Here is a 24,243-nt window from a genome sequence, read left to right as displayed (position 1 = left end):
TAGGGATGACTTCTTATGTATAGTATATTGAATTGAAAAATCAAGGAAATTTGAATTCGTTTGTGGATAATAATAACAGGTGGATGGTGTCTGGGATTGGATTTACGATGAATTAAATTTTGTTTTGAATCGCTCAAATTAATTTGCAAAAATATTAAATCAATTCAATGATATAAATTAGGTAAAATTAATTTATGAGTGAATCATGCTCCAATTTTTTGAGAAAGGTTTGCAATATTCAGGAGAAAAAATTTCCACCGATTCTTATTTAATGAGAAAAATAGTTGAAGCAGCAATTCCCTCTGCTGATAAGGGAACTGTTTCTGCAGAAAAAATGCTGGGCCTGATGAATCCAAATCAGATAGAAATAGTATCGGGTAGTGAGAGCGCATATCGTTTAATAGTTCATAAAATCAAAGAGGCTAAAAAGCAAATACTTATTCAGGCTTTTGTATGGGAGCCAGGAACTCAGGTTGTCAAAGATATCCGAAATGCGCTTTGTGACATCAAACATGAAGTCGAAGTATTTCTTCTGGTCGATCAGTTGGATCGTTTGGCACAAGTTTTTTATCATGGCGAAATACTTCCTAAAAAACCAAAACATGATCCAGCCTGTTTAGGTTTAGATAATTTACCTCAGAATATTAAATTGCATATAGGTACTCATGTTCATAATTCCATTGCGTCCAACCATAATAAAGCCATCTGGATTGATGGGGATGTCATTTTGACAGGGGCTAATTTTCAGCAGGAAAATTATGGTCCTAATGGGTTTCATGATGCCGCCATGTTTATTCCTGGCGGCGCAGCGGAAGCGGTTTTTTACGATTTTAAAGCAATGTGGGATAAGCGCACCAATAAATCTGATGAACCAGAAATTTCTCCCATATATACAGGCCAGGAGTCAACAGAATCTTATAGAAATACAAACTCTTGTTCTGTGCTCTATGTGACAAATACTATCAGGCAGAAATGGGCGCTTCTCCCTTTTTATAGGGCGCCTTTACCTGAAGATCCATTGAATAACGCCTACATGGCTGCTATTAAATATGCCAAACATACTATTCGAATCGCTGTTCCCAATTTAAACTCGCCGGAAATCATCCATGCCCTGGCGGATTTTATTAATAATAGAAATGGCCATGTCTATCTATTGATGGGAAAGGGATTCAATGATTTTCGCGAGAGATTCTATGGCGGTACAAATCAGAGTGCGATAGATTATTTTAGTTCACTACTTGATGAGGACAGGCAAAATAACTTGCAAGTTCGTTGGTTTCATCGTGTGAATAACAATGAAAATTCTATGAAAAAAGAGGTTATTCATATGAAATTTATGTCAATTGATGGGCAGGTGGTTATTTACGGTTCATCGAATCTTGATTTGTTAAGCTTACATAACAGCCATGAAACAAATATTGTAATTGATAATGCTGATTTTGCACAAAGAGCAATAGAACAATTATATCTACCCATTTTTGAAACGAGTATACCTGTATTGATATCGCCTAAAAGAACCTGTTTTGTTTGTTCTTGATTTTAGGCTGTTTTGATCAAGCCAATATTAATTATAATCCTGATACATGAGTTCGACATAAAAAATAATTCCATTTTTATCCAAACTCATGCAAATTACCATCAATTGTCTTTAAGTTTTAGATGCATAAGCATTGTCAATGCCCAAGTCCACACGGGCGAAGTTATATAAATTCAAATAACTATTGGTTAGCCTTTTGCAATGCTTGCTGCTGTACTTGTTTAATCTGCTCCTGTAGGGTTGCTTGTATTTGTTTAATCTGATCTTGTGTTTGAGAATTGACCGTTTGAATTTGTTCTTGTAATTGAGATTGGACTTGTTTAATTTGATTTTGTAATTGGGTATTTAAAGCATCCAGTTGTTGCTGTTGTTTTGTTTGCATTTCCTGTAATTGAGATTGAATCTGAGCATTTAATTGCTGAATCTGTTCAGCTGGTGTGCCGGTCAGTTGAGCAGGGGCTTCATCAGCATAGGCTGGGGAAAACAAGATTGCCAACATTAAAGATGGAAGTGCATACAATATCACTTTTTTCATTTTTTATCTCCATTATTGAAAAAATCCAAATTATCTAATTTATTTTGCTCTAATAAGAATGCTAATTTAACTATAGCAGAATCAGAGTGAAAACAGGTTATGCAAGGTCAAATGAAATGAAGTAACTGATATTTTTACGATAGGTGGAAAAGAATCATGACCAAGGAGTTATGTATGCGTTGTTATATTTCAGGAAGAGTTCAAGGAGTATGGTTTAGAGCTTCTGCTAAAAATTTGGCTGAACAATTGATGATAAGTGGATGGGCTCGGAATTTAGCGGATGGTCGTGTTGAGGTTTTTGCATGTGGAAAAGAAGATAAGCTGGAAGAATTTTATACCTGGTTGCAAAAAGGACCTCTTAATGCAAGAGTTGATGTATGTACACGAGAGAATTTACCTTGGGAAGATTATATAAGTTTTGATGTGTTATAAAAATCAATGCGCTCTATTATTGGTTACCTATTAATCTAATTAACAGTTTTGATGATTAGAGAACCTAAGTGGAGGGAAATTTGTTCTCAATCTCGTAAAAAAGATAATGCGCATTGATATGCTACATTTTCCACTACTAATCACAGTTTTGGCTTTGAATGCAATTTCCCTCTGAATCACATTGCTGGACTGTCTGGCAGTTATACCCCGTATTGCCTATTATATACGTTGGAGTAGCATACACTGGAGCAACCCAGCCATAACCTGGGTGATAATTACCCACGCCTATAACATCGTGATTGTAATAATCTGGATGATACCATCCTACATAACCCGCATTTGTATGAATTCCACCAACGAAATGAGCTGCAGCACAAATCATAGAAGCAAATAATGCAATGACGCAGATAACTGCGCGAGAAATGGATAAATTCCATTTGGGTGTGCTCATAGCTCTCTCCTTTTCAAAGAATCATTTCACTGGTCACAGTCAATATTCTAAAAGTATAGTTCTTTTATTGTTCTCTGTGGGTTTGTGTTCATAAAGTAAAAAAATTAGCTGATTTAATATAAATTGATTATGGGCAATAGATCTAAAGTAGCTCATTAATAGAACAATTATGCTGTCTACGAATAGCTTTAGTTTGAGCCTTATGCTCAGTATGTAATTGGCGATCTGTTTTAAAATAAATTTCGTTGCACTGATTGGTTTTTGGTTGACCGCACGTGATAAGCAATCGATGTGCCATAGCACATCGATTTAAAAACATCTAACCTGTGAGAGTTTGAGTTGGGATTGTATTTTCTTCTGCTGAAACAGGTGTTGGAGACTCTTTTTCCTCAGTAGCCATAATACCTAATTTACCAAGTACTTTTGCATTACTATATGGCGTAGGCTTACGGGAAAATTGGAGTTGTTCCAAACGTTTAACTACTTCTTCTTGACGTTCCAATAGTTCCTGATAACGTTTGTTACTAAAGTTTAATTCTTCTTTAACAAAGCATAGTTCGTGCTCGGCTTCACATATACGTTGAGCAACATCATTGAAACTTTGTTCTTTATTAGAGAGAAAATCGTTCAATTTATTTTGAAACGATTCCCTATGATTGTGATCTGCAATAGCAGTTTGGGACAGTTTTTCTACAGTATTTTTTAATACTTGGGTAACAGTTTCGGCTTTTTCAATTTCTACTGACATTTCTTTCTTAACTTGATCCAGCTCAGAAATTTTTTCAGATAATTCAATTTCATTTTTTGCAATTTCTTCCCTGATTCTGTTTAATTCTTCCTGATTTATCTGTAGTAATTCGGTTTGAACTTGTACTTTTTCATCCAGAGTTTCAGATGTTTTTTCCAATTCTTCTCTGACTTTACGCAAAGTTTGTTCGGTTTTTTGTAATTGTTCAGCTTGTTTTGTTAATCGCATAATATGATCACTTAGTTGAGTAACGTTGAGGTTTAATCTATCATTTTCTTTATGAAAATACTCAATTTGTTCTGCAATTTGTTTGCGGAGAGGCTCAAAAGACTCGATAACTTTTCCCAGGTTATCTGCCAAACCTATCATTTCTTCTTTTAAACGATCAGTAATATGCTCTTCTTTTTGAACATGATTTTCAAGAAGCAGGGCACTACCAACATAAGTCACCAGAGTCAGGACGCTAACTACTATAAGAGAGGCCACTTGAATTGCAATTCCAAGTGTCAAGGTGGGAACAACCAATACTATTCCAAGAGTAATTTTTAACCATAACTGCATTTCTCCCCAGTAGGCGGCAACACGGCCAAAAAAACTGCGATTTTTTGCCAAGGAATCTATAACCGCAGCAATATGTTTTTTGATTTGATCAAAATTTTCTTGGGTAGTTTCCAATACTTTCAGTTTTTTTACCAATATTTCCGTGTTTTCTTCAGGGAGGGGCTGGTCTTTGGGGGTATCCTCTTTAATTTCATCAACGGCTAGATTAGCTTTTGGAGTGTCTGTCATGATTCATATTCCTTTATTTCCATTTTGACTACATTCAACCCGAAAGAGCTTGCAATCTACTTCTTTCTGGTTCAATCCCATGAGTTCCCTGAATAGGTCAAACTTTCCTGATTCTATCGAATAATTTTAAGCCAGTCATTATTTTTTTAGGGCGGGACTCTGAACATAACAGGTTTTGTCATGTGCAGAGTGAGTGACATCAGAGAAAGAGGTTATTTAATTTTCAGATTTTTAAATCAATCAGGGTGTTGGAGGTTTTTCCTGGCGGGCTGATCCATCAACCGATTGGTTAATGCAATGGCCAAGGCTGAAACAATTAAAGTTAAATGAATCACAACCTGCCACATAATAGAATAATTGCTAAGTTTTGCAGGGTCTATAAAAGTTCTTAACAGATGAATCGAGGAGATACCTATCAGTGAAAGAGCCAATTTGATTTTCATAGCTCCTGCATCAAAATGGTCAAGCCATTCAGGTTGATCAGGGTGGGAATCCAATTGCAAATGGGATACAAAGGTTTCATAGCCGCCCATAACTACCATAATCAAAAGATTAGCAATCATGACGACGTCAATGAGGTCCAATACTCCAAGCATGATATGGGTATCATCCAGGCCTTTAAGATGAAAAATGAGTTCAAATAATTCAATGATGAAGCGATACACATATCCGGCCAGTATCAAGATCAAACCGAGATACAAGGGAAGTTGAAGCCATCTTCCCATAAAAATAAGATTACTGATGCCAAGTTTGATTCGATTCATTTTGTCGATTCACTACAAAATATAACTTATTGAATGGTCTTATGATAAGCTTTCCTGAAGGTTTTGTTAATACTTATTATACTCATACTATGTATAATATGATCATATTTAAATCATTCTTAAATGTTATACTCTTCAGAGAATTAACAAAGCCTATTTGCTACCGGCATGATGGTTATTTAAACTAAATTTATGATTAATAAAAAAATAATTTTCTATAGTTAAGGATAATTGATGAAGTATTTACATACCATGGTTAGAGTTTCGAATTTAGAACAATCGCTCGATTTTTATTGTAATAAATTGGGTTTGATAGAAGTAAAACGAACTGAAAATGCCAAAGGCCGTTTTACCTTGGTATTTTTAGCTGCTCCTGCTGATATAGAGCAAGTTCAAACTTCTTATGGACCAATGCTAGAGTTGACTTATAACTGGGATCCGGAGGATTACACTGAGGGAAGAAATTTTGGCCATTTGGCATATCATGTGGATGATATCTATAAAATCTGCCAACATTTACAGGAATGTGGTGTTGTAATTAATAGGCCACCCAGAGATGGCCACATGGCTTTTATTCGTTCTCCTGATAATATTTCTATCGAGTTATTGCAGAAGGGCGAGCCTTTGCCAAAGCAGGAACCTTGGTTATCTGCACCCAATATTGGACATTGGTAACCTGACAATTGCATTCTGGTAGTGAATAGTGGAAATAATTTAATCATACTAAAATAGTATTTTGGGCCAAATGGCAATGTTGAATCAATCGATGCAAATTTTAAAATCACTATCAGAAGGTATGGGAACAGCAGGGGGGGTGGCATGGACTACCTTTGGACTGCTATTTGGTTCTTTTGGACTAACTGTTGGCAATTCGGCACTGACTATTTCATTGGGCGCCATTTCTGCCAGTTTATTCCTATTAGTCGCAATACCTGTTACTTATTGGTCTTATTGTAATTCGCATAAAGAAAATGATGAATTACGACATGCTATTGAAGAACAGGAAAATCAAATCGTTCATTATTTGACGGAATATTTATTGGCAACCAGGCAAGAATGTTTACTTAAAAATCCTCAAAAATATCGTAATCATTATGATAAGTCTGTGCTGGCCGAAGATCTTAAAAATCGATTATTAAAAACCAGGTTAAAACGGCCTGTTTCGTTTACGACAGCACAATTTCTTGACTGTCTATTAGATGATAATCATAAAAACTCTATTTTGGGTATGTTAATAGATGCTTGCACGATGGATAAGTTGGTATTGAAAAAGAAACTATTAACTATTTATCGTGGTAGTGTTTTTCTTCAATTTGAAGAACTTTCCTTATTTGCCAAGTTAAAAACGGGATTTATTGCGTTTTGTGCTGGATTTGGGTCGCTGGCTGGTTGTTCCAGTGGTTCATTGGGTTTGTTTGCAGCCCTGGGTATTTTCCCCGGTTTTGCTGCAGTTCCTTTGGTTGGGTTGGCAATTATGGGTATCGCTTGTATTTTTGGTTTGTTGTTGTCTGGAATGAGTATTGATACCGCAATCCAAAGGAGTAAAGAAAAACAGTTATTTCTCCAAAGCAAAGCAATCCATCATGATTTAAAAAATTTGGCCACGTTGAAAACTGCATCTGTTAAGGCCGAGTTAAAAGCACAAACCAAATATCAAATTGGAGCTAAAGAGGGATTAACAGAGAAATTAGCAAGGCCTAAGCTACTGAAGCGATCTTCTTCATTTGATAGTTATTTTTATAGAAACCATCCCTTATGGAACATTTCACACAACCTTCCAGAAGCTTCGAAATGCGGCTTTGAAAACCTTGGTTCTCCTTTTTCACGTTGAATAACCTGTCCTTTTATTATATTGCTGCGTTGCAAACTTTTTCTGGTACTCAGCCTTAAAACAAAAAACCAGGTTATGTAAAGATCTATTACAACCTTTGTTTTCGTGCTGGTCAAATATTTTTTTGGATTAGGCTCTTACGGTCAAAAATTTTTGCTGCAATGGTGCTTTTACCCATGTTCATTTCTATTGATAAAATTAGCGCTGTGATTTGGATTTATTTATGATTTTGATGTAAAAAAAGGTTGTCTTATAAAAGACTTGCATTAAAATAGAAAAACCACTTGACAGTATTAATGCGTCTAATTAAACTGCACACCTTATTTTGGGGTTATAGCTCAGCTGGGAGAGCGCTTGCATGGCATGCAAGAGGTCGGCGGTTCGATCCCGCCTAGCTCCACCATCAACATCGTTGTATGTTGATGGTAAAAAAAGTACTAGGTCCCCATCGTCTAGAGGCCTAGGACATCGCCCTTTCACGGCGGTAACGGGGGTTCGAATCCCCCTGGGGACGCCATTATTTGGCATTTAAATAGTGTAGTAGTGTTTTGATGTAATCTTAGTAAGGTCCAGGTCCCCATCGTCTAGAGGCCTAGGACATCGCCCTTTCACGGCGGTAACGGGGGTTCGAATCCCCCTGGGGACGCCATTATATTGAATGGCTATTGTTTTAAGGTCTTTCTTGTTATCTAAAGCCTTTCAAAAATTGTTCTTGTATTAAATCCGAATAATCTCTCATGCATTCGATAAGCATACTCGTCAGTCATGTTTGCTAAATAATCACAAACGACTCTATAAGCAGCGACCTCATCTGGAGCTTGCGAAAATAACACTCGATTTTTATTATCAAGCAAGCTGGCTGGATTGGAGCTGATGGCATCAAATAGCCGGAGTACTACCGTTTGACCTCCATACTCAAAGGTACGTGCTTCTTGGGAGTCAATGACATTATTATAAATACATTGCATTAAATAGCGGAGGAGGGCATGGGCTTCTGGGATAAGTGCAATATTATGTTTTAATAAACTGTTTTCAAATTCTTCATTGGTTACAATGATTTGAGTAGAGGTAATAAAATAATTGACCATTTCTCCGATAGCTTGTTTTCTTAAACAGATTTCTGGAGAAAATAGAGAATTAAGCAAACGCTCCTGATGTAGCGAGAGGGTTGTTTCACCGATTAATTGCCTGAACTCAGGAGTATCAAGATGTGAACGGTTAATTAATCTTAAGTGAATTGCATCTTCCAGGTCATGGACTCCATAGGCAATATCGTCCGCTGTGTCCATAATAGAGCAATCAAAATTATGATAGGCTGCTTTACCTGTTTGGGTGCCATGGGGCTTTACGGAGAGAGACTGAAATAATTCTCTGTCATTATCTGATAAAGGCGATAATAACCAATCGACTTCTGGCTGCTCGCAATCAAAATAAGCTTTAGGAGGCAGCCAGTCATTGATTTTGATTGTTTTATGAATCGATTCATGAATAGGTGGTTGTTTGGGAGCTACCACATTAGCTCGTTTTACCGGGTATTTTAAAATACCCAGCAACGCACGACGAGTTAGATCCAGGCCAAAGCCACCGTAACTATTTTCAACTTTTGTCAGTAAGCGAAGAGTTTGTCCATTGCCTTCAAATCCTCCATAATGTCGCATCATATAATTCAATGCGACTTCTCCTCCATGTCCGAAGGGCGGATGGCCAATATCATGAAGCAAACAAATGACGCTGATGAGGTCATCATTTGGCAAAAGGCTGGACAATAACAACTGGTGTTCCTGATTGGTCATCAAGTTGCGAACGATACTTCTACCTATAGAATCTACTTCCAGGGAGTGGGTTAGACGGGTTCTATGAAAATCGCCCTCATCTGTTCCAAGAATTTGTGTTTTTCTTTGTAGTCTTCTAAATGCTGGACAGTGAATTACTCTTGTCCTATCTCGCTCATAGGGATCTCTATGATCTTGAGAGCCTCTTTGATTGGTTTGACCAGAACGTCTATGAGTCCACATATCTTTTGCCCTTATTCCACAAACCAATTACTTTATTCTATACCATGTTGGGAAACAATAGAGTCTTTGCATAGTCTCTGGAAAATTACGATTGTTTATAATGGCATTTATTTTTTTGATGCGCGCAGAATAAGGGAAATTTTTTCGGACGATGACTTGAATAGAAATCCAATAATTCTGAATCAATTCATAAAACATTTTCCTAAAGTTTTCCTTGTATTTGTAGATAACAACAAATAAGAGTAAAAGTAAAAGTTAAAATCAGGGGGTGTTATGATGGGTATTAGCATCAGGTACATCATTCTAGGTATCGGCGTAATGAATATTTCTTCTTGTATGGTTTATGAGGATACATATACTACCCGCTATCAAATTTATACCTATGATTATGGTCAGCTGTATCCTCAAACAGATTATCGTGCTCGTGATTACAATTATGGCAATCAATCTGGTCAAAGTGTTGTGGTTCCTGATTCATATCATGTTGGTGAGTATCATTCTCCTGTATCCTTTAAGGACAGAGATAGAAATTGGGTAAACAGCCAAAATCCTCAAGGTTATACGATTCAGATTGCCGATGACGAAAAGGCTGCTTATGTGGCCCAAAAACTCTATAAAGCACCTAAAAATGATAGAATGGCTCAAGTGAAGTATTATCAAAATGGCAAAACCCATTATAAGGGTTTATATGGTACTTATGATAGTCAAGAAGCAGCTCAAAAAGCATTGGAATCATTACCTCCTGAAATTAAACAGGGTGCTGGAATTAAAGATTGGGGGAGTGTTCAAGGAAATTTGAATGAATAGGTTATCTTGAGAAACTATATGTATTTAAAAAAAATACTTTGATATTCCGTATTTTATTATTCTAAGGTCAGGCTTATAGTCTTGACTAATACATAATAGCAATTCTAACTTGTAGAGAGTATGATCATCAGTCGGGTTACTCCCGGTGTTGAGGTTTTCTCCACATCAAATTGTTTTATATTGATAGAATAGACTTCGTTGATTTTTGCAAGCCATTGTATAAAGTTTTGAAAAGGGACTGCGTCAAAGGTTAATTGAACATCCCCCGAGCCTGTTTGTTGTAATTGATAGGGGAATTTGAGTGTTTTATTATTTTTAAGTTGGGAAGCAAGAATAGTTAACAATTGGCTGTTATCTACAGATTCCTTTCTTTTGGCAGAGCGTTTTTGCATTCTTACTTGCTTCATCCATTCCAATGTTTCAGTTTTTTCAATTAATTGAGTGGATTTTTGATTTACCTGGTTGCTCAGCGGGGTGTAAAGTAATAAATAGTAGCCATAAATAAAAAGTGATACACCAGCTACTATAACCATCCACTTTTCTCGATCATTCAGCGTGTTTAAATAGGTTTTCACGTTAACTCCAGAGTTGCAACTACTTGTTGATCTTTCGTTGAGGCTTGAGTTTGTTTCACTTTGAGTTGTGATTGTTTTAGTTTATTTTCAATTTTTTGTAAGCTTTCAAAATCAGAACTTACCAATGTGATTGATATTGTTTTGTTTTGATACCTTAATTGCTCTACTGTGATACCACTATCTTTTATGGCTTTGGATAATTGATTTAATATAAACCAAAATCGAGTTTGATTTTCTGCAGTACTCCCCCCAAGAAGCTGACTTATTCGAAACTTAGGACTGATGACCTGTTTGGCATCAGGAAAAAACTCGCGATAAATAACCGCGGTTTGCCGGTCAATTTCATCTATTTGTCTATTGAGCCAATGCAAAGAAAGCCAATTAACAAAAAGAATAGAAATTAACCAGAAGCCGCATAATCCGCCAACCAATAGGTATCCTTTTTTAACCCAATCGGTTGTTTTTCCATGTTGTATTTCACCTTGACAAAGATTGAGTGGTTTTGATTTTATCAATCTTTTACTAATCCAGGTGTAAGAGTGTTCTTCATTTTGGCTTGCTGGAGAGGCGACAGGTATTTTGCTGTCTTGAAACAGATGAGCGGGAGTGTGTGGATGATTTTTCAGGTAAGTTTGAGCCAAATCACCTGAGAGGACACCTTTAAAATCTTCGTTATTGATCAATAGCTCGGATTCACTAATGATCAATTCTTGAGATGCTAGCGCAAACCAGTCAAGAGTTACTGCATCAAACTCTATCCCATGCTCATCAAAAACTTGAATTAACTTTTTCATTCGTTGTTTATCAATTACAACAACGAGATATTGGTTATTCTGATAATAAAATTTATCAAAGGCAAAATGAAGTTCTTCGACTGGTTGAGTTACTTTATCCTCTAGTGCATAGGGAATTGCAATTCTGGCTTTTCTTTCAGGTAGCCATGGAATTGCAAGACCAAGAAGTATTGCTCTGGTACAGGTTTCTACAATAATTGTACTGGATTCTTTTTGTAAATCTTTTATTTGCGAGAAATTCCGAAATTCAGGGGGAGCAATGAGCTCACCCAAGTCAGATATTTTCAGGCATACACAACCATTATCATCGAGATGTTTGCTAAAAATAAAACACTTATCCATAAGTCAAACTCTGTATTGTTATGGCTGTCAATTTTTCAGTATATACCAGTAATTATTATTATTTCCAGCTGGCATTAAACATAAGCTCTGTGCTTTTTGGTGGCACTAGTATACCAATGTTGCTTCAATTGCTGGGATAATAAGTAAACCGCCAGAGCATATTGAGGGCTCGAATTATAGCGGGTAATTACAAAAAAATTGGGGTAGGCAATCCAGTATTCTTTACCCTTCCTTGTAACTAACTCAATGACTCCTGCACGAGGAGGATGATTTTGTGACGCTGTAATTGGTTTTACTCCATAGCTTATAAGTTGTGAGTATCGGTAATTTGCTGTTTTAGGGTTCATGCGAAGTTGTTTGTATCGCCATCCGGAGATTTTGGCCGGTTGAGCGATGCCTTGATTTAAGTTCCAACCATGTTTATGCAAATAATTGGCGATGCTGGCAATAGAGTCACCATTGTCATTGACTAAATCTCTTCGACCATTGTTATTAAAGTCCACTGCATAATATCGATAACTGCTTGGCATAAATTGGGGTTTTCCTATGGCACCTGCGTAAGACCCTTTGTATTGAGTTGGGGATACGTGCTGTTCTCGGCACAGGAGGAAAAACTCCTTTAATTCTTTAGTAAAGAATGCAGAACGTTTGGGGTAGTTGAAAGCCAGTGTAGCCAGAGTATCCAAGACTCTGTATTCACCCTGACGCTCACCATACATTGTCTCTACTCCTAAAATAGCTATAATGATCTCCGGAGACACCCCATATCTTCTCTGAATTTTTTCCAATGTTTTTTGATTTTCAGCCCAAAATTGCAATCCGCTTTTTAATCTTTTCTGAGTAAGAAACAGTTCTCGGTAGACATCCCAGTTTTTCTTTTCATAGGGCTTTTCCATAGATTCGATGACTTGTGGTTGAAGTTTAACTTGGTTCATTACTGTAGTTAACTGATTACGATTAAAGTGATAATTCGTTACCATCATGTTAATAAACGATTGTACGTCTTTACGTTTTGTAAAAGTTGTGTCGGAATAGGTAGTGAAAGATAAAAGGAAGAGTGAAATGAAACCTAGCCAGATGATTTGTCGCATCATGTACCCTGTATCGTTGCAAAGCACGAATTTTAGTAAAAATAAAGCCTCATAGCAAACTTTTGACTTTTGTTTATCTTAAATACAGTGCATGAAATTGGTAAATGAATAAGCAATTTTCATTCTCTTAAGAATATAAAAACGACTGAATTTGCTTTGCCTACTTTCTGCATGCGAACATTTAAGATAGACTTATGCTATTTGCAAGAAGGTTAGAACAGTTGAAAGATTTAAACCGAATTCGAAATTTTTCAATAATTGCCCATATTGATCATGGCAAGTCTACGTTGGCTGATCGATTTATCCAAATTTGTGGCGGGTTGACTGAGCGCGAAATGAGCTCGCAAGTTCTTGATTCTATGGATATTGAACGTGAGCGAGGTATTACCATCAAAGCGCAATGCGTTTCCTTGAATTACACAGCTAAAGATGGAAAGACCTATTTATTGAATTTTATCGATACCCCAGGGCATGTTGATTTTAGTTACGAGGTATCTCGTTCTCTTGCCGCTTGTGAAGGCGCTATTCTGGTTGTTGATGCAGCACAGGGAGTAGAAGCACAAACTTTAGCAGTTTGTTATACAGCAATTGATCAGTCTCTTACCGTATTGCCAGTACTGAATAAAATTGATTTGCCGCAGGCAGAACCTGAGCGGGTTATTTCCGAGATCGAAGATATCATTGGTCTAGATGCTCAAGATGCGATTAGAGTAAGTGCTAAAAGTGGCTTGGGTGTTAATGATGTTTTAGAGGCATTGGTTGCGAATATTCCCCCTCCGAAAGGCGATGTTCATGCCCCATTACAAGCACTTATTATTGACTCCTGGTTTGATAGCTATTTAGGAGTTGTCTCACTGGTTCGTATTGTTAATGGTGCCATACGAAAAGGTGATAAAATGCGAGTGATGTCCACAGGCAGAGCTTATGAAGTGGATCAAGTTGGTATTTTTACCCCCAAACGGACTAAACTGGATGCTTTATATGCTGGTGAAGTGGGTTATGTTGTTGCTGGTATAAAGGAAATTCAGGGCGCTCCAGTTGGTGATACTTTAACTCTGGATAGAAATCCAGCTGATAAAGTTCTTCCAGGGTTTCAACGCGTTAAGCCCCAAGTTTATGCTGGTTTGTTTCCGGTCAGCTCGGATGATTTTGAGGCATTTAGAGAGGCTTTGGCTAAATTGAGTTTAAATGATGCTTCTTTATTTTATGAGCCGGAATCTTCAGAGGCTTTGGGATTTGGTTTTCGTTGCGGATTTTTAGGCATGCTGCATATGGAAATCATTCAGGAGAGATTGGAAAGAGAATATAACCTTGATTTGATTTCTACGGCGCCTACTGTTGTTTATCAGATTGTAACTCAGAAGGGGGAAACTTTATTAATTGATAATCCTTCTCATTTGCCCCCAACCCCGCAAATAAAAGAGATGTATGAGCCAATTGTCAGAGCAAATATTCTAGTGCCACAAGATTATTTGGGGCCTATCATTACCTTATGTGTTGAAAGACGTGGTGTTCAAGTCAGTATGACCTATAGTGGTCGTCATGTTTCAGTTGTTTATGATATCCCAATGAGCGAAGTAGTCTCTGATTTCTTTGATAGATTAAAATCAGTTAGTCGAGGTTATGCCTCTTTGGATTATAACTTCCAAAGATTCCAGATTGCTGATTTAGTCAAGATGGATATATTAATAAATAGCGAACGTGTTGATGCTCTTGCTGTGATTGTTCATAGAGACTCCGCTCATAGCCGCGGAAAATTGATTGCGGAGAAGATGCAACAGCTTATTCCAAGACAGATGTTTGATGTGGCTATTCAGGCTGCTATAGGAAGCCATATTATTGCTAGGCAAACAGTGAAAGCATTGCGCAAAAACGTTACAGCAAAGTGTTATGGTGGTGATGTGACGCGTAAACGGAAATTACTGGAAAAACAAAAAGCTGGCAAGAAAAGAATGAAACAGGTGGGGCATGTAGAAATACCTCAAGAAGCATTTATGGCCGTGTTTCAAACAGATAAAAAAAAGTAGAGCCGCTCATTTACTAATAAGGATGTGTTGACCTTTTTGTCAGCATCTGGACATAAGTCAAATCATGATTAAATTGTCTTTTGCTTAAAATTGAGGATATTGAATTTATGAATTTTGCTTTAATATTGGTCATATTATCCGCTGTAACAGGATTGATTGCTTTATTGGATTGGTTGATTTGGTCTAAAAAGCGTTTGCCTGAACAAAAGCCAGGTCGAATGATTGAGTATTCACGTTCTTTTTTTCCTGTATTTTTTATTGTTCTGCTATTGCGCTCTTTTTTAGTTGAACCTTTTCGTATTCCATCGGGCTCACTCGAGCCTACTTTGTTGGTTGGTGATTTTGTAGCGGTTAATAAATTTTCTTATGGACTGAGACTTCCTGTATGGGAGAAAAAAATAGTGCCAATTGCTAATCCCAAAACGGGAGAAATTGCAGTATTTCGCTGGCCACCTGAACCATCTTATGACTATATTAAAAGAGTTATTGGAGTGCCTGGGGATAAAATTTCATATCATGATAAAAAACTAACTATTAATGGCAAAGAGGTGAAACAGACCTTTGTTGAGTATACTACTGATGAAAGCTCTGGCAAGGCTGTGACAAAGTATAAAGAAGATTTAAACGGTGTGGTGCACGACATATTTGTCAGACCTGATGCGCCAGCCGTAGATTTTGATATAGTTGTTCCTGAGGGGAATTACTTTATGATGGGAGATAATCGGGATGATAGCGCCGATAGTCGGTTCTGGGGGTTTGTACCTGATAGCTATTTAAGAGGAAAAGCATTTCTGGTCTGGATGAGTTGGAATGGCAAAACAGATAATGTACGCTGGTCAAGGATAGGCAGATTAATTCATTGAGGGAATAGGGCATGAGAAAACAACAGGGAATGACATTGATTGGTATGCTGTTTACTGCTGTTGTGGTGATAATGGTTGGTATACTTGTTATGCGGGCAGTGCCAGTTTATATTCAACATTATTCGATTTTGCATTCAATCAAAGCATTAAATTCAACACCTGTTTCTTCTTTGTCGGGGGATCCCTTGACCGATGTTACAACTTTAAGGGAAAGTGTGACTAAACGATTAGATATCAATGGGGTAGAGGACTTAAAACCAGGAGAGCTGGTTATTACTCCTTCAGGCCCCAATAAATTTAAAATTAAGTTAAAATATCAAGTCATCAAACCTCTAATTTATAATATGAGCTTATTATTTAATTTTGAAGATAATTTTGAGGTAATAACAGGTAGTGAAAATTAATTTAGAAAGATTGTGCAGACGTTTAAACTATCATTTTAATAACATAGCCTATTTGAAGCAGGCTTTGACGCATTGCAGTGCTGGTAGCGATAATTATGAACGCTTTGAGTTTCTTGGAGATTCGATACTAAGTTTTGTTATTGCCAATGAGCTATTCAATCGTTTTCCACTTCACAGTGAAGGGCAATTAAGTCGATTGCGTTCTTTTCTTGTTAAAGGTGAAATGTTAGCAGAAATAGCCAGAGAAATAGATTTGGGTGATTATCTATTTCTTGGGCAAGGTGAGTTAAGGAGCGGTGGATTTCGCCGCACATCTATATTAGCAGATGCCCTTGAGGCTATATTGGCAGCCATTTATTTGGATGGAGGAATGATTGCTGCAAAACAGATTATTTTAATGCTTTATAGTTCACGATTGGATGATCCGGATTTAAATCATTGTTTAAAGGATGCAAAGACACAATTACAGGAGTTTTTGCAAGCATCAAAATTCGCTTTACCTGAATACGTCCTAACCAAGATTGAGGGGGATGAGCACGCTCAAATCTTCCATGTAACATGCACAATTGAGGGAGTAAGTCAGGTAGCTTATGGCACAGGGCCTAATAGAAGAAAAGCTGAGCAGTTGGCAGCAAAAGCCATGTTGGAACAGTTACAAGGTTAAATGGTATTGATTAGCAGAACCTATTACTTACTCCAGGTTTTCCAGAGCATTACATATTTCTAACCACTCTTCTTCTGTCTTCATTAAAGAAGAATGAGCGATATCTCGTTCCATCAAAAGATTATCCAATTTGCTTTTCTGCTTTGTGTCTTCATACAGAGAAACGTCAGCTAACTGCTTATCAAGAAGGCGCAATTGATTCTGATAGTGCTCAATGAGTTGCTCCAGCTTTTTTAATTTGTTTTGATAGCTTTTTCTTTCTTTATATTCATTTGGGGAAGTAGCTAATTTGGATTCCTTTTCTGAATTTCTGGTTTGCAGCCAGAGATAGTAATCATCAAGATCCCCTTCAAATGGTTGTACTTTTCCTTGATAAATAAGATAAAAGTTGTCCACACTTGATTTTAACAAATGGCGGTCATGCGAAATCAAAATTAAGGCACCCTCATAAGTTTGCAGCGCTAATTCAATTGCTGAGCGCATTCCAAGATCCAAATGGTTTGTTGGCTCATCCAGCAAAAGAAGATTGGGTTTTAGCCAAACCAGTCTTGCTAATGCCAGGCGGGCTTTTTCACCACCTGAAAAGTGCTGAATGGATTGTACCGCCATGTCCCCTCTGAAATTAAACCCACCTAAAAAATCCCGTATGGTTTGTTCTCTTACCTCTGGCGAGAGAGTTTGCAGTGTTTCTACCGGACTTAATTTACAGTTTAATTGCTCAAGTTGATGCTGAGCGTAGTAGCCTATTTGTAAGTGTGGAGAACGATGAATATCTCCACTTAATACGGGCAAATCTGCTGTAAGCGTTTTAATTAAGGTTGATTTTCCTTCACCGTTAGGTCCCAGTAGCGCAATTCTATCGCCGGGATTAAGAGAGAGTTTGATTTTTTTCAAAATCGGAGGATGATTGATATATCCTGCATCAACTTGATTGCATTGAATTAAAGGATTTCCTGCCCGAGGACAAGGGAAAAAATCAAAAGAAAAAGGGGAGTCGGCTTGGGCTGCTGCAATTATTTCCATCTTTTCTATAGCTTTCATTCGACTTTGCGCTTGTTTGGCCTTGGCTGCTTTCGCTTTAAAACGAGTTACAAAAGTCATCATATGTTTGATTTTGGTTTGTTGCTTTTCATGCATTGCTTGTTGCAGAGCCAGTTGTTGCGCATGAGTTTTTTCAAAGCTGCTATAGTTTCCTGAATAAAGTGTCAGATTACGATTTTCTATATGTAATATATGAGTAACAAAGGCATCAAGAAATTCTCTATCATGTGAAATAAGAATAATAGTACTTGGACTTTGTTTTAAATAGCGTTCCAGCCAGAAGATGGCTTCCATGTCTAAATGGTTTGTGGGTTCATCAAGCAGGAGTAAATCGGCGGGTTTCATTAAGCACCGAGCAAGATTTAAGCGCATTCTCCAGCCACCAGAAAAGCTGTTAACGGGCTCTTGCTGTTGATTTCCACTAAATCCTAAGCCAGACATAATAACTGCTGCTTGCGCGGGCTTACTGTAACCACCAGTATGAGAGAGTTCCTCGTGACATTGCAAAACCTCTGCATCATCGCCGTTTTTTTCAGCTTCTGAAAGGCGCTTTAGCAATTTAATGTATTGTTGATCTCCGGCAAGAACAAAATCCAAAGCTTTTTCATTGCTATCAGGTATGTGTTGAGACAAATGACTGATGCTGAGTTGTGGATTAATTAGATATTCTCCAGTATCAGGAGATAATTGACCTAAAAGAAAATCAAATAATGTTGATTTTCCACATCCATTATGACCGATAAGGCCAATTTTTTGTTTTTCATAAAGACTGACATTGACCTTATCGAGTAAAATTTTATCTCCTCTGGATAAAGTAATTTGACGCAATGTAAGCATGTTATACCGTAAGCTTGAACTAATCAGTCATTTTATCATAAATTAGCTTAAGCTTCCTATTGATCATGTAAGCGAGCTGGATATTTGCATAAGTTTAAAACCAGATTTTCTTTAAAAATAAATTATTCGCTGGGCTGAATTATTTTCTTTCGTGCCGATTGATAACGTGCTTGCTTTTCTATATCAATATACCTGTCCGTTGTAGCACTTGAACTGTGCCCGGCATCATCTCGCACATGCTCTCTGGGCCTGATTTTTACATCTTCTGATATACCAGTATGCCGCAGCCAATGCACCGTGGCAGCGGATAGATTATCCGCTTCCTCTGATAAACCATTAAGTCGCAGTTGTTCTTCTGCCAAGTCAAAACAATGCTGAACAATTCGCCTTATAGGAGCTGTATCACTCATTGGACCATGACCACGCAGCTTAGGTAGTAAAGGCGAATTATCAGCTGGTGATGGAAGAGGGGTAAGTCCAAGAAATAATCGCCAACGGGTAAGACTTTCCAGCATAGCGTCGCTTACCGCAATTTGTCGTTCCTTATTTCCTTTCCCTACGGTAGTAAACCACCAGTGGCCATTACTGTCCTTGGCAAAATCATTCATACTGGGTACCCATCTCTCACTGGCAGCAAGTTCTGATATACGAAGATACATGCCAAATAACAGACTTAAAATAAAACGAGTGCGTTCATGTTTTTCAGGGGAATCTTCAGCCAAACTTTCAGCTGCTCTCAGGACAGCCTCCCATTGAACCAGACTTAATCGTCTAACAGGCGCGTTATGCTGTCTTTTGCGAATAAATTTGCTTTTTTGCCTAATAAGGGCAACTGGATTGGATATCAGATATTCTTCAGCAATTAGAAAGTTGAATAGAGTACTTAAGATGGCGAATATTTCTTGCACGGCTCCCTGAGATAACTTGAATTGATCTATTGATGCAAGATGCCCATTTTTCCTGGAAACCTTACTTAGTGTCACTACAAAAGGTCGCCACTCTTCATTAGGTATCCGGTTACCATTTTTTTCTATAAATCGTGGAACTTTTTTAAGACTAATCCATGTTTTAGGCGGGTTTTGACAGAAATGGATGTATTGTTCAATATCGTCGCGCCTTAAAGAATCAATAGTAGAGTTTTTGACAAGCCATGACCACTGTAACAAACGTTCTGTTTCTCTTCTGTAACTGTTGAAAGTACCTTCGCTCCCTATGTAGCTTTTTAAAAAGCTTAAGCAATAAGTGAAATCATTGTGAAATCGGGCATCAGGCAATATTACATTTTCATGGTTTTTATGGATGTGATTGAGATTATCAAACAAGGGTAATAGTTTTGTTTTCATGATCATAACTTATCTGCTGATAATTCATTATCCTAACCTAATTGCTGATTTAAGTCATGAGGGTGAAAGTGCATAGTTATAGAGTACACGAGTTATTGTTGATAATAGTGCTGAGGCAACTACGTAAGCGCTTGTAAAGGGCAATAAATTGACGAAAAGTACTGAAGAAATTCAGACTATATCAATAAATAAAAATTATATGCTAAAGGATATTGACCTTCGTGATAGCACCTAGTATTATCTGCGCTCTGTCCTTGGGACGGGTATCGGGGTGTAGCGCAGTCTGGTAGCGCGCCTGCTTTGGGAGCAGGATGTCGGGGGTTCAAATCCCTCCTCCCCGACCATTTAAGCGCCCGTAGCTCATCTGGATAGAGCATCGGCCTTCTAAGCCGAGGGTAGCAGGTTCGAATCCTGCCGGGCGCGCCAGCCGCCTTGCTTTTGCAGTATTATAGCTGGAACAGGGCTTACGAAACCATCTATAGTTACGTAATTCTTTAATGAAAATCTATTTTGTGTAAATAACTATATAGAAAATTATGAATTTGTAATTTGGGAAGTTTCGTAAGCCCTGTTTAAGAGTGTTTTTGGTGAGCGTAGCTCAGTTGGTAGAGCCCCGGGTTGTGATCCCGGTTGTCGTGGGTTCGAGTCCCATCGTTCACCCCATTTGTAACAAATATTTTTTTGAGTCTACCGCTAAAGATTCCATCTGAGTCTTTACAAGACTGAATTACTGATTGATAATCCAACCTGATTGCGAAAGTGGCGGAATTGGTAGACGCACTGGATTTAGGTTCCAGCGGGGCGACCCGTGAGAGTTCGAGTCTCTCCTTTCGCACCATTTCATGATAACTTCCGAGAGGTGAATTAATGCAAGTTTCTGTTGAGACCCTAGAAGGTTTGGAGCGTAAGGTTACAGTTTCTGTACCTACAGAGAAAGTTGAGGAAGAGGTGAGCTCGCGTCTCAGAAATCTTGCTCGCAAAGTGAAAATAGATGGTTTTCGTCCAGGCAAAGTCCCTTTTAATGTTGTAAAAAGCCGTTTCTCTGATAGTGTGCGTGAAGAAGTTGCCCGGGAAATGGTCCAATCTACCTTATATGAAGCCTTACAAAAAAATGAATTGGTTCCAGCAGGTTATCCTCATGTTGAGCCTTTAGAAATCGAACCAGGTAAGGATTTTAAATACACTGCTGTATTTGAAGTTATGCCCGTTTTTGAAATTGTCGAGCTCAATCAAGCTCCAGTGGAATTAATTCGATCTGAAGTCACTGATAAAGATGTTGACAACATGATTGAAAAATTACGAGAACAAAACAAAGAGTGGCATGAAGTAACTCATGCGGTCAAAAAAGGTGATAAAGTTGTTATTGATTTTCAGGGATTTTTGGATGATAAGCCATTCCAGGGCGGCAGTGCTGAAGGATATGAGCTTGTAATTGGTTCTGGTTCGATGATTCCCGGATTTGAAGATGGGATTGTTGGTGGGAAAATTGACAAACCGTTCGATATCAAAGTGAGTTTCCCGGAAGATTATGGCCATAAAGATTTGGCTGGGAAGGAAGCAACGTTCAAGATCACTATCAAAAAGATTATGGAAGGCAAGTTGCCTGCTTTGGACGAGGCATTTGCAGAGAAATTTAATATAAAAGAAGGTGGTATAGAGTCTCTTAAAAAGGATATTAGAGAAAATATGGCTCGTGAATTAGAACGTCGGGTCAACATGATGAACAGAGAGAAACTGTTTGATTCATTAATGTCTGTGAATCATGTTGAGTTGCCAATAGCTTTGATAGATAAAGAAATTGAGCATTTAAAGCATGATATGTATCACCGATTGTTTGGTCACGAACATAAAGACGATGAAAAAATTCCTGATTTCCCAAGGGAGTTATTTGAAGAGCAAGCCAAGCGACGCGTACACTTGGGCTTACTTTTTGCCGAGTATGTAAAAAAACACGAAATTGTTGCAGACAACGACAAAGTTAATGCTATGATTGATAAATTTGCCAGTGCTTACGAAAGTCCTGATGAGCTTCGCGCGTGGTATCAAAGCAGCAAAGAGCATATGGCTGAAGTTGAAGCATTAGTTATGGAAGATATGGTTGCTGATAAAATAGCAGAAGATGCGAAACTTAAATACAAAAATATGGATTATGATTCAGTGATGAATCCCAAAAAGGGCACTGAGAAAAAAGGAGAGTAAGCATGCCAGGCTATTCAGATAATATTATCCGTAATGCAAGCGGATTAATACCAATGGTCATTGAGCAAACCTCGCGAGGTGAGCGTTCCTATGACATTTACTCAAGATTATTAAAAGAAAGAATTATTTTTCTCTTGGGTGAAGTAGAAGATCATATGGCTAACCTGGTTGTGGCTCAGTTGTTGTTTCTGGAGTCTGAAAATCCAGAGAAAGATATATCTCTATATATTAATTCTCCCGGCGGAGTCGTTACTGCAGGTCTTGCTATCTACGACACCATGCAATTTATTAAGCCAGATGTAAGTACATTATGCATAGGCCAGGCAGCAAGTGCAGCTGCCTTGCTACTTTGTGCCGGTGCTGAAGGCAAACGATTCTGCTTACCTAACTCAAGAGTTATGATACATCAGCCCTTGGGTGGCTATAGAGGTCAAGCAACAGACATAGAAATTCATGCTCGAGAGACCTTGGCAGTTAGGGAACGTTTGAATAATATTATGGCTAAACACACTAAAAAAACACCTGATCAAATCATGCGTGATACAGAAAGAGATAACTTTATGAGTGCTACTCAGGCTATGGAGTATGGTCTAATCGATAAAGTTCTCTATGACAGACAAGTTGCTGGACATTCTACAGACTTATAACTTTGCTAGATACTCCTAGTTTATCTGAGTATAATATAAGTTGGTTTGATAGTAATGTGGTGGCGCAATATTATCTGATTGTCTAAAATTTTACATGTAATTACTATTAATTAGTAATAGCTGTAAGAAGGGGTTTGGTTATGAGTAAATCCGGTAACGGAAATGGAGATAAGGTCTTATATTGCTCTTTTTGTGGCAAGAGTCAACATGAGGTAAAAAAATTAATTGCTGGACCTTCTGTGTTTGTTTGTGATGAATGTGTAGAGCTTTGTAATGATATTATTCGAGAAGAGACGCATGAAACTCATGAAGAAACTGAGGCACGTCTACCGACACCAAAAGAAATATCTAACTTTCTCGATGAATACGTAATAGGGCAACAACATGCCAAAAAGGTTTTATCAGTAGCAGTATATAATCACTATAAGAGATTACAGCATAAAAGCGAGGATGGTGTTGAGCTCGGCAAAAGTAATATTTTACTTATAGGACCTACTGGCAGTGGTAAGACTCTTTTAGCTCAAACCCTGGCGCGGATTCTTAATGTTCCTTTTGCCATGGCTGATGCCACGACCCTTACTGAAGCTGGATATGTTGGCGAAGACGTTGAAAATATTATCCAGAAGTTATTACAGAAGTGCGACTATGATGTAGATAAGGCACAGCAAGGTATTGTCTATATCGACGAAATCGATAAGATTTCACGCAAATCAGATAATCCATCTATCACCAGAGATGTTTCAGGAGAAGGTGTTCAACAAGCTTTACTGAAATTAATTGAAGGTACTGTTGCATCTGTTCCACCGCAAGGTGGGCGAAAGCATCCACAGCAGGAATTTTTGCAGGTAGATACATCAAATATTTTATTTATCTGTGGTGGCGCTTTTGCAGGTTTGGACAAAGTAATACGTGAACGCAGCGATAAATCAAGCATAGGTTTTTCTGCTCAATTAAAAAGCAAAAAAAGCAGTAATGATGAAGTTTCAAAAGTTTTAGGTCAATTGGAATCAGATGATTTAATTAAATATGGGTTGATTCCCGAGTTTGTTGGACGTTTGCCTGTTGTAACCACTTTACAGGAACTTGATGAAGCGGCATTGATTGATATATTAACGAGACCTAAGAATGCTTTAACAAAGCAATTTCAATCACTTTTCAAAATGGAAGGTTCTGAACTTGAGTTTAGAGGCGAAGCTTTGATTGCTATTGCTAAAAAGGCCCTCGAAAGAAAAATGGGCGCAAGAGGTTTGCGATCAATACTTGAAAATATTCTTTTAGACACTATGTATGACTTACCTTCCTTGGAAGGCGTGAATAAGGTTGTTATTGATGAGAGTGTAGTGAATGGACTATCTAAACCGATTCTCATTTATGAACAGGATGAGAAAAAAAGTGCGTCTGGTAGTAAAGATTAAGTAAGATGTTGACTTCTGCAATAATTTAAATTGTTGCAGAAGTTATTTTATCTTTCATTCACAAAATATATTTAAAGCTGATTTTGTAGCTT

Annotated in this window: 22 protein-coding genes and 7 tRNA genes; 19 read left to right on the top strand and 10 right to left on the bottom strand. The window is 37.7% G+C overall.

Annotation, left to right across the window (positions count from 1 at the left end; genetic code table 11):
• The first annotated feature begins 205 nt into the window (after positions 1 to 205).
• Entirely contained in the window at positions 206 to 1,537 is a 1,332-nt protein-coding gene (locus LPG_RS09470; RefSeq protein WP_010947605.1) for an Lpg1888 family Dot/Icm type IV secretion system effector, read from the top strand.
• 181 nt (positions 1,538 to 1,718) lie between these two features.
• Here the strand turns inward: LPG_RS09470 and LPG_RS09465 are convergent, their stop codons facing one another.
• Positions 1,719 to 2,072, bottom strand: a complete 354-nt coding sequence (locus tag LPG_RS09465) for a hypothetical protein (RefSeq protein ID WP_010947604.1) — start codon at positions 2,070 to 2,072, stop codon at positions 1,719 to 1,721.
• A gap of 156 nt (positions 2,073 to 2,228) precedes the next feature.
• Here LPG_RS09465 and LPG_RS09460 point away from each other — a divergent pair, with 156 nt between their 5' ends.
• Positions 2,229 to 2,504, top strand: a complete 276-nt coding sequence (locus LPG_RS09460; RefSeq protein ID WP_010947603.1) for an acylphosphatase — start codon at positions 2,229 to 2,231, stop codon at positions 2,502 to 2,504.
• Positions 2,505 to 2,640: 136 nt separating this feature from the next.
• Here LPG_RS09460 and LPG_RS09455 read toward each other — a convergent pair whose 3' ends face one another.
• The 3 genes from LPG_RS09455 to LPG_RS09445 all read right to left on the bottom strand — a co-directional run bounded on the left by LPG_RS09455 (position 2,641) and on the right by LPG_RS09445 (position 5,256).
• Positions 2,641 to 2,955, bottom strand: a complete 315-nt coding sequence (locus LPG_RS09455; protein WP_010947602.1) for a hypothetical protein — start codon at positions 2,953 to 2,955, stop codon at positions 2,641 to 2,643.
• A gap of 319 nt (positions 2,956 to 3,274) precedes the next feature.
• Positions 3,275 to 4,492 (bottom strand): Dot/Icm T4SS effector LegC2/YlfB, encoded by a 1,218-nt coding sequence (gene legC2, locus LPG_RS09450; RefSeq protein WP_010947601.1) that lies wholly within the window; start codon positions 4,490 to 4,492, stop codon positions 3,275 to 3,277.
• A gap of 236 nt (positions 4,493 to 4,728) precedes the next feature.
• Entirely contained in the window at positions 4,729 to 5,256 is a 528-nt protein-coding gene (locus LPG_RS09445) for a TIGR00645 family protein (protein WP_010947600.1), read from the bottom strand.
• A gap of 234 nt (positions 5,257 to 5,490) precedes the next feature.
• Between LPG_RS09445 and LPG_RS09440 the strand changes: the two genes are divergently transcribed.
• The 5 genes from LPG_RS09440 to LPG_RS09420 all read left to right on the top strand — a co-directional run bounded on the left by LPG_RS09440 (position 5,491) and on the right by LPG_RS09420 (position 7,736).
• A complete protein-coding gene (locus tag LPG_RS09440) occupies positions 5,491 to 5,931 on the top strand; it encodes a VOC family protein (protein ID WP_010947599.1) in 441 nt (146 codons plus the stop codon).
• 91 nt (positions 5,932 to 6,022) lie between these two features.
• On the top strand, positions 6,023 to 7,087 hold the full coding sequence (locus LPG_RS09435; protein WP_015444397.1) for a hypothetical protein: 1,065 nt from the start codon (positions 6,023 to 6,025) through the stop codon (positions 7,085 to 7,087).
• A gap of 327 nt (positions 7,088 to 7,414) precedes the next feature.
• A tRNA-Ala gene (locus LPG_RS09430) sits at positions 7,415 to 7,490 on the top strand.
• Positions 7,491 to 7,528: 38 nt separating this feature from the next.
• A tRNA-Glu gene (locus LPG_RS09425) sits at positions 7,529 to 7,604 on the top strand.
• 56 nt (positions 7,605 to 7,660) lie between these two features.
• Positions 7,661 to 7,736: transfer RNA gene (locus LPG_RS09420), tRNA-Glu, on the top strand.
• 40 nt (positions 7,737 to 7,776) lie between these two features.
• Here the strand turns inward: LPG_RS09420 and LPG_RS09415 are convergent.
• Entirely contained in the window at positions 7,777 to 9,102 is a 1,326-nt protein-coding gene (locus LPG_RS09415; RefSeq protein WP_016356938.1) for an anti-phage deoxyguanosine triphosphatase, read from the bottom strand.
• Between the two features lie 273 nt (positions 9,103 to 9,375).
• On the opposite strand from LPG_RS09415, the gene LPG_RS09410 reads away from it, so the two are divergent.
• A complete protein-coding gene (locus LPG_RS09410) occupies positions 9,376 to 9,909 on the top strand; it encodes an SPOR domain-containing protein (RefSeq protein ID WP_010947596.1) in 534 nt (177 codons plus the stop codon).
• A 104-nt stretch (positions 9,910 to 10,013) separates the two neighbouring features.
• Here LPG_RS09410 and lspM read toward each other — a convergent pair whose 3' ends face one another.
• The 3 genes from lspM to mltB all read right to left on the bottom strand — a co-directional run bounded on the left by lspM (position 10,014) and on the right by mltB (position 12,711).
• A complete protein-coding gene (gene lspM / locus LPG_RS09405; protein ID WP_010947595.1) occupies positions 10,014 to 10,484 on the bottom strand; it encodes a GspM family type II secretion system protein LspM in 471 nt (156 codons plus the stop codon).
• Positions 10,481 to 11,620 carry a GspL family type II secretion system protein LspL gene (gene lspL / locus LPG_RS09400; protein ID WP_010947594.1) on the bottom strand — a complete coding sequence of 380 codons (1,140 nt, stop codon included), beginning with the start codon at positions 11,618 to 11,620 and terminating at the stop codon, positions 10,481 to 10,483. Before lspL ends, lspM begins: the two co-directional genes overlap by 4 nt.
• A 74-nt stretch (positions 11,621 to 11,694) precedes the next feature.
• Positions 11,695 to 12,711, bottom strand: a complete 1,017-nt coding sequence (gene mltB / locus LPG_RS09395; protein ID WP_015444402.1) for a lytic murein transglycosylase B — start codon at positions 12,709 to 12,711, stop codon at positions 11,695 to 11,697.
• A gap of 194 nt (positions 12,712 to 12,905) precedes the next feature.
• Between mltB and lepA the strand changes: the two genes are divergently transcribed.
• From lepA to rnc, 4 genes are all read left to right on the top strand, one after another.
• On the top strand, positions 12,906 to 14,738 hold the full coding sequence (lepA, locus tag LPG_RS09390; RefSeq protein WP_010947592.1) for a translation elongation factor 4: 1,833 nt from the start codon (positions 12,906 to 12,908) through the stop codon (positions 14,736 to 14,738).
• A 107-nt stretch (positions 14,739 to 14,845) separates the two neighbouring features.
• Positions 14,846 to 15,601: a signal peptidase I gene (lepB, locus tag LPG_RS09385; RefSeq protein WP_015444404.1), complete on the top strand. Its 756-nt coding sequence runs from the start codon at positions 14,846 to 14,848 to the stop codon at positions 15,599 to 15,601.
• Positions 15,602 to 15,612: 11 nt separating this feature from the next.
• Positions 15,613 to 16,005, top strand: coding sequence for a DUF4845 domain-containing protein (locus LPG_RS09380; protein ID WP_010947590.1), 393 nt, complete (start codon positions 15,613 to 15,615; stop codon positions 16,003 to 16,005).
• Positions 15,995 to 16,669 carry a ribonuclease III gene (gene rnc, locus LPG_RS09375; RefSeq protein ID WP_010947589.1) on the top strand — a complete coding sequence of 225 codons (675 nt, stop codon included), beginning with the start codon at positions 15,995 to 15,997 and terminating at the stop codon, positions 16,667 to 16,669. Before LPG_RS09380 ends, rnc begins: the two co-directional genes overlap by 11 nt.
• 27 nt (positions 16,670 to 16,696) lie before the next feature.
• Here rnc and LPG_RS09370 read toward each other — a convergent pair whose 3' ends face one another.
• Both LPG_RS09370 and LPG_RS09365 read right to left on the bottom strand, forming a co-directional pair.
• Positions 16,697 to 18,547: an ABC-F family ATP-binding cassette domain-containing protein gene (locus LPG_RS09370; RefSeq protein ID WP_015444405.1), complete on the bottom strand. Its 1,851-nt coding sequence runs from the start codon at positions 18,545 to 18,547 to the stop codon at positions 16,697 to 16,699.
• Between the two features lie 122 nt (positions 18,548 to 18,669).
• The gene (locus LPG_RS09365) at positions 18,670 to 19,896 is read right to left on the bottom strand and encodes a tyrosine-type recombinase/integrase (RefSeq protein ID WP_010947587.1); all 1,227 of its coding nucleotides are present in this window, start codon (positions 19,894 to 19,896) and stop codon (positions 18,670 to 18,672) included.
• A gap of 261 nt (positions 19,897 to 20,157) precedes the next feature.
• On the opposite strand from LPG_RS09365, the gene LPG_RS09360 reads away from it, so the two are divergent.
• From LPG_RS09360 to clpX, 7 genes are all read left to right on the top strand, one after another.
• Positions 20,158 to 20,234 (top strand) — tRNA-Pro (locus LPG_RS09360).
• 5 nt (positions 20,235 to 20,239) lie between these two features.
• Positions 20,240 to 20,316 (top strand) — tRNA-Arg (locus LPG_RS09355).
• A 161-nt stretch (positions 20,317 to 20,477) separates the two neighbouring features.
• A tRNA-His gene (locus LPG_RS09350) sits at positions 20,478 to 20,553 on the top strand.
• A 90-nt stretch (positions 20,554 to 20,643) separates the two neighbouring features.
• Positions 20,644 to 20,728, top strand: a tRNA-Leu gene (locus LPG_RS09345).
• Positions 20,729 to 20,757: 29 nt separating this feature from the next.
• Positions 20,758 to 22,089: a trigger factor gene (gene tig, locus LPG_RS09340; protein WP_010947586.1), complete on the top strand. Its 1,332-nt coding sequence runs from the start codon at positions 20,758 to 20,760 to the stop codon at positions 22,087 to 22,089.
• Positions 22,090 to 22,091: 2 nt separating this feature from the next.
• Complete coding sequence (clpP, locus tag LPG_RS09335; RefSeq protein WP_010947585.1) at positions 22,092 to 22,736, top strand: ATP-dependent Clp endopeptidase proteolytic subunit ClpP; 645 nt, start codon at positions 22,092 to 22,094, stop codon at positions 22,734 to 22,736.
• A gap of 140 nt (positions 22,737 to 22,876) precedes the next feature.
• Positions 22,877 to 24,151 carry an ATP-dependent Clp protease ATP-binding subunit ClpX gene (gene clpX / locus LPG_RS09330; RefSeq protein ID WP_015444406.1) on the top strand — a complete coding sequence of 425 codons (1,275 nt, stop codon included), beginning with the start codon at positions 22,877 to 22,879 and terminating at the stop codon, positions 24,149 to 24,151.
• The last annotated feature ends 92 nt before the right edge of the window (positions 24,152 to 24,243 follow it).

This window comes from Legionella pneumophila subsp. pneumophila str. Philadelphia 1 (assembly GCF_000008485.1).
Classification (GTDB): Bacteria; Pseudomonadota; Gammaproteobacteria; order Legionellales; family Legionellaceae; genus Legionella; species Legionella pneumophila.
The sequence above is the reverse complement of the archived record's forward strand: the minus strand, read 5'-3'. Positions and strand labels throughout refer to the sequence as shown.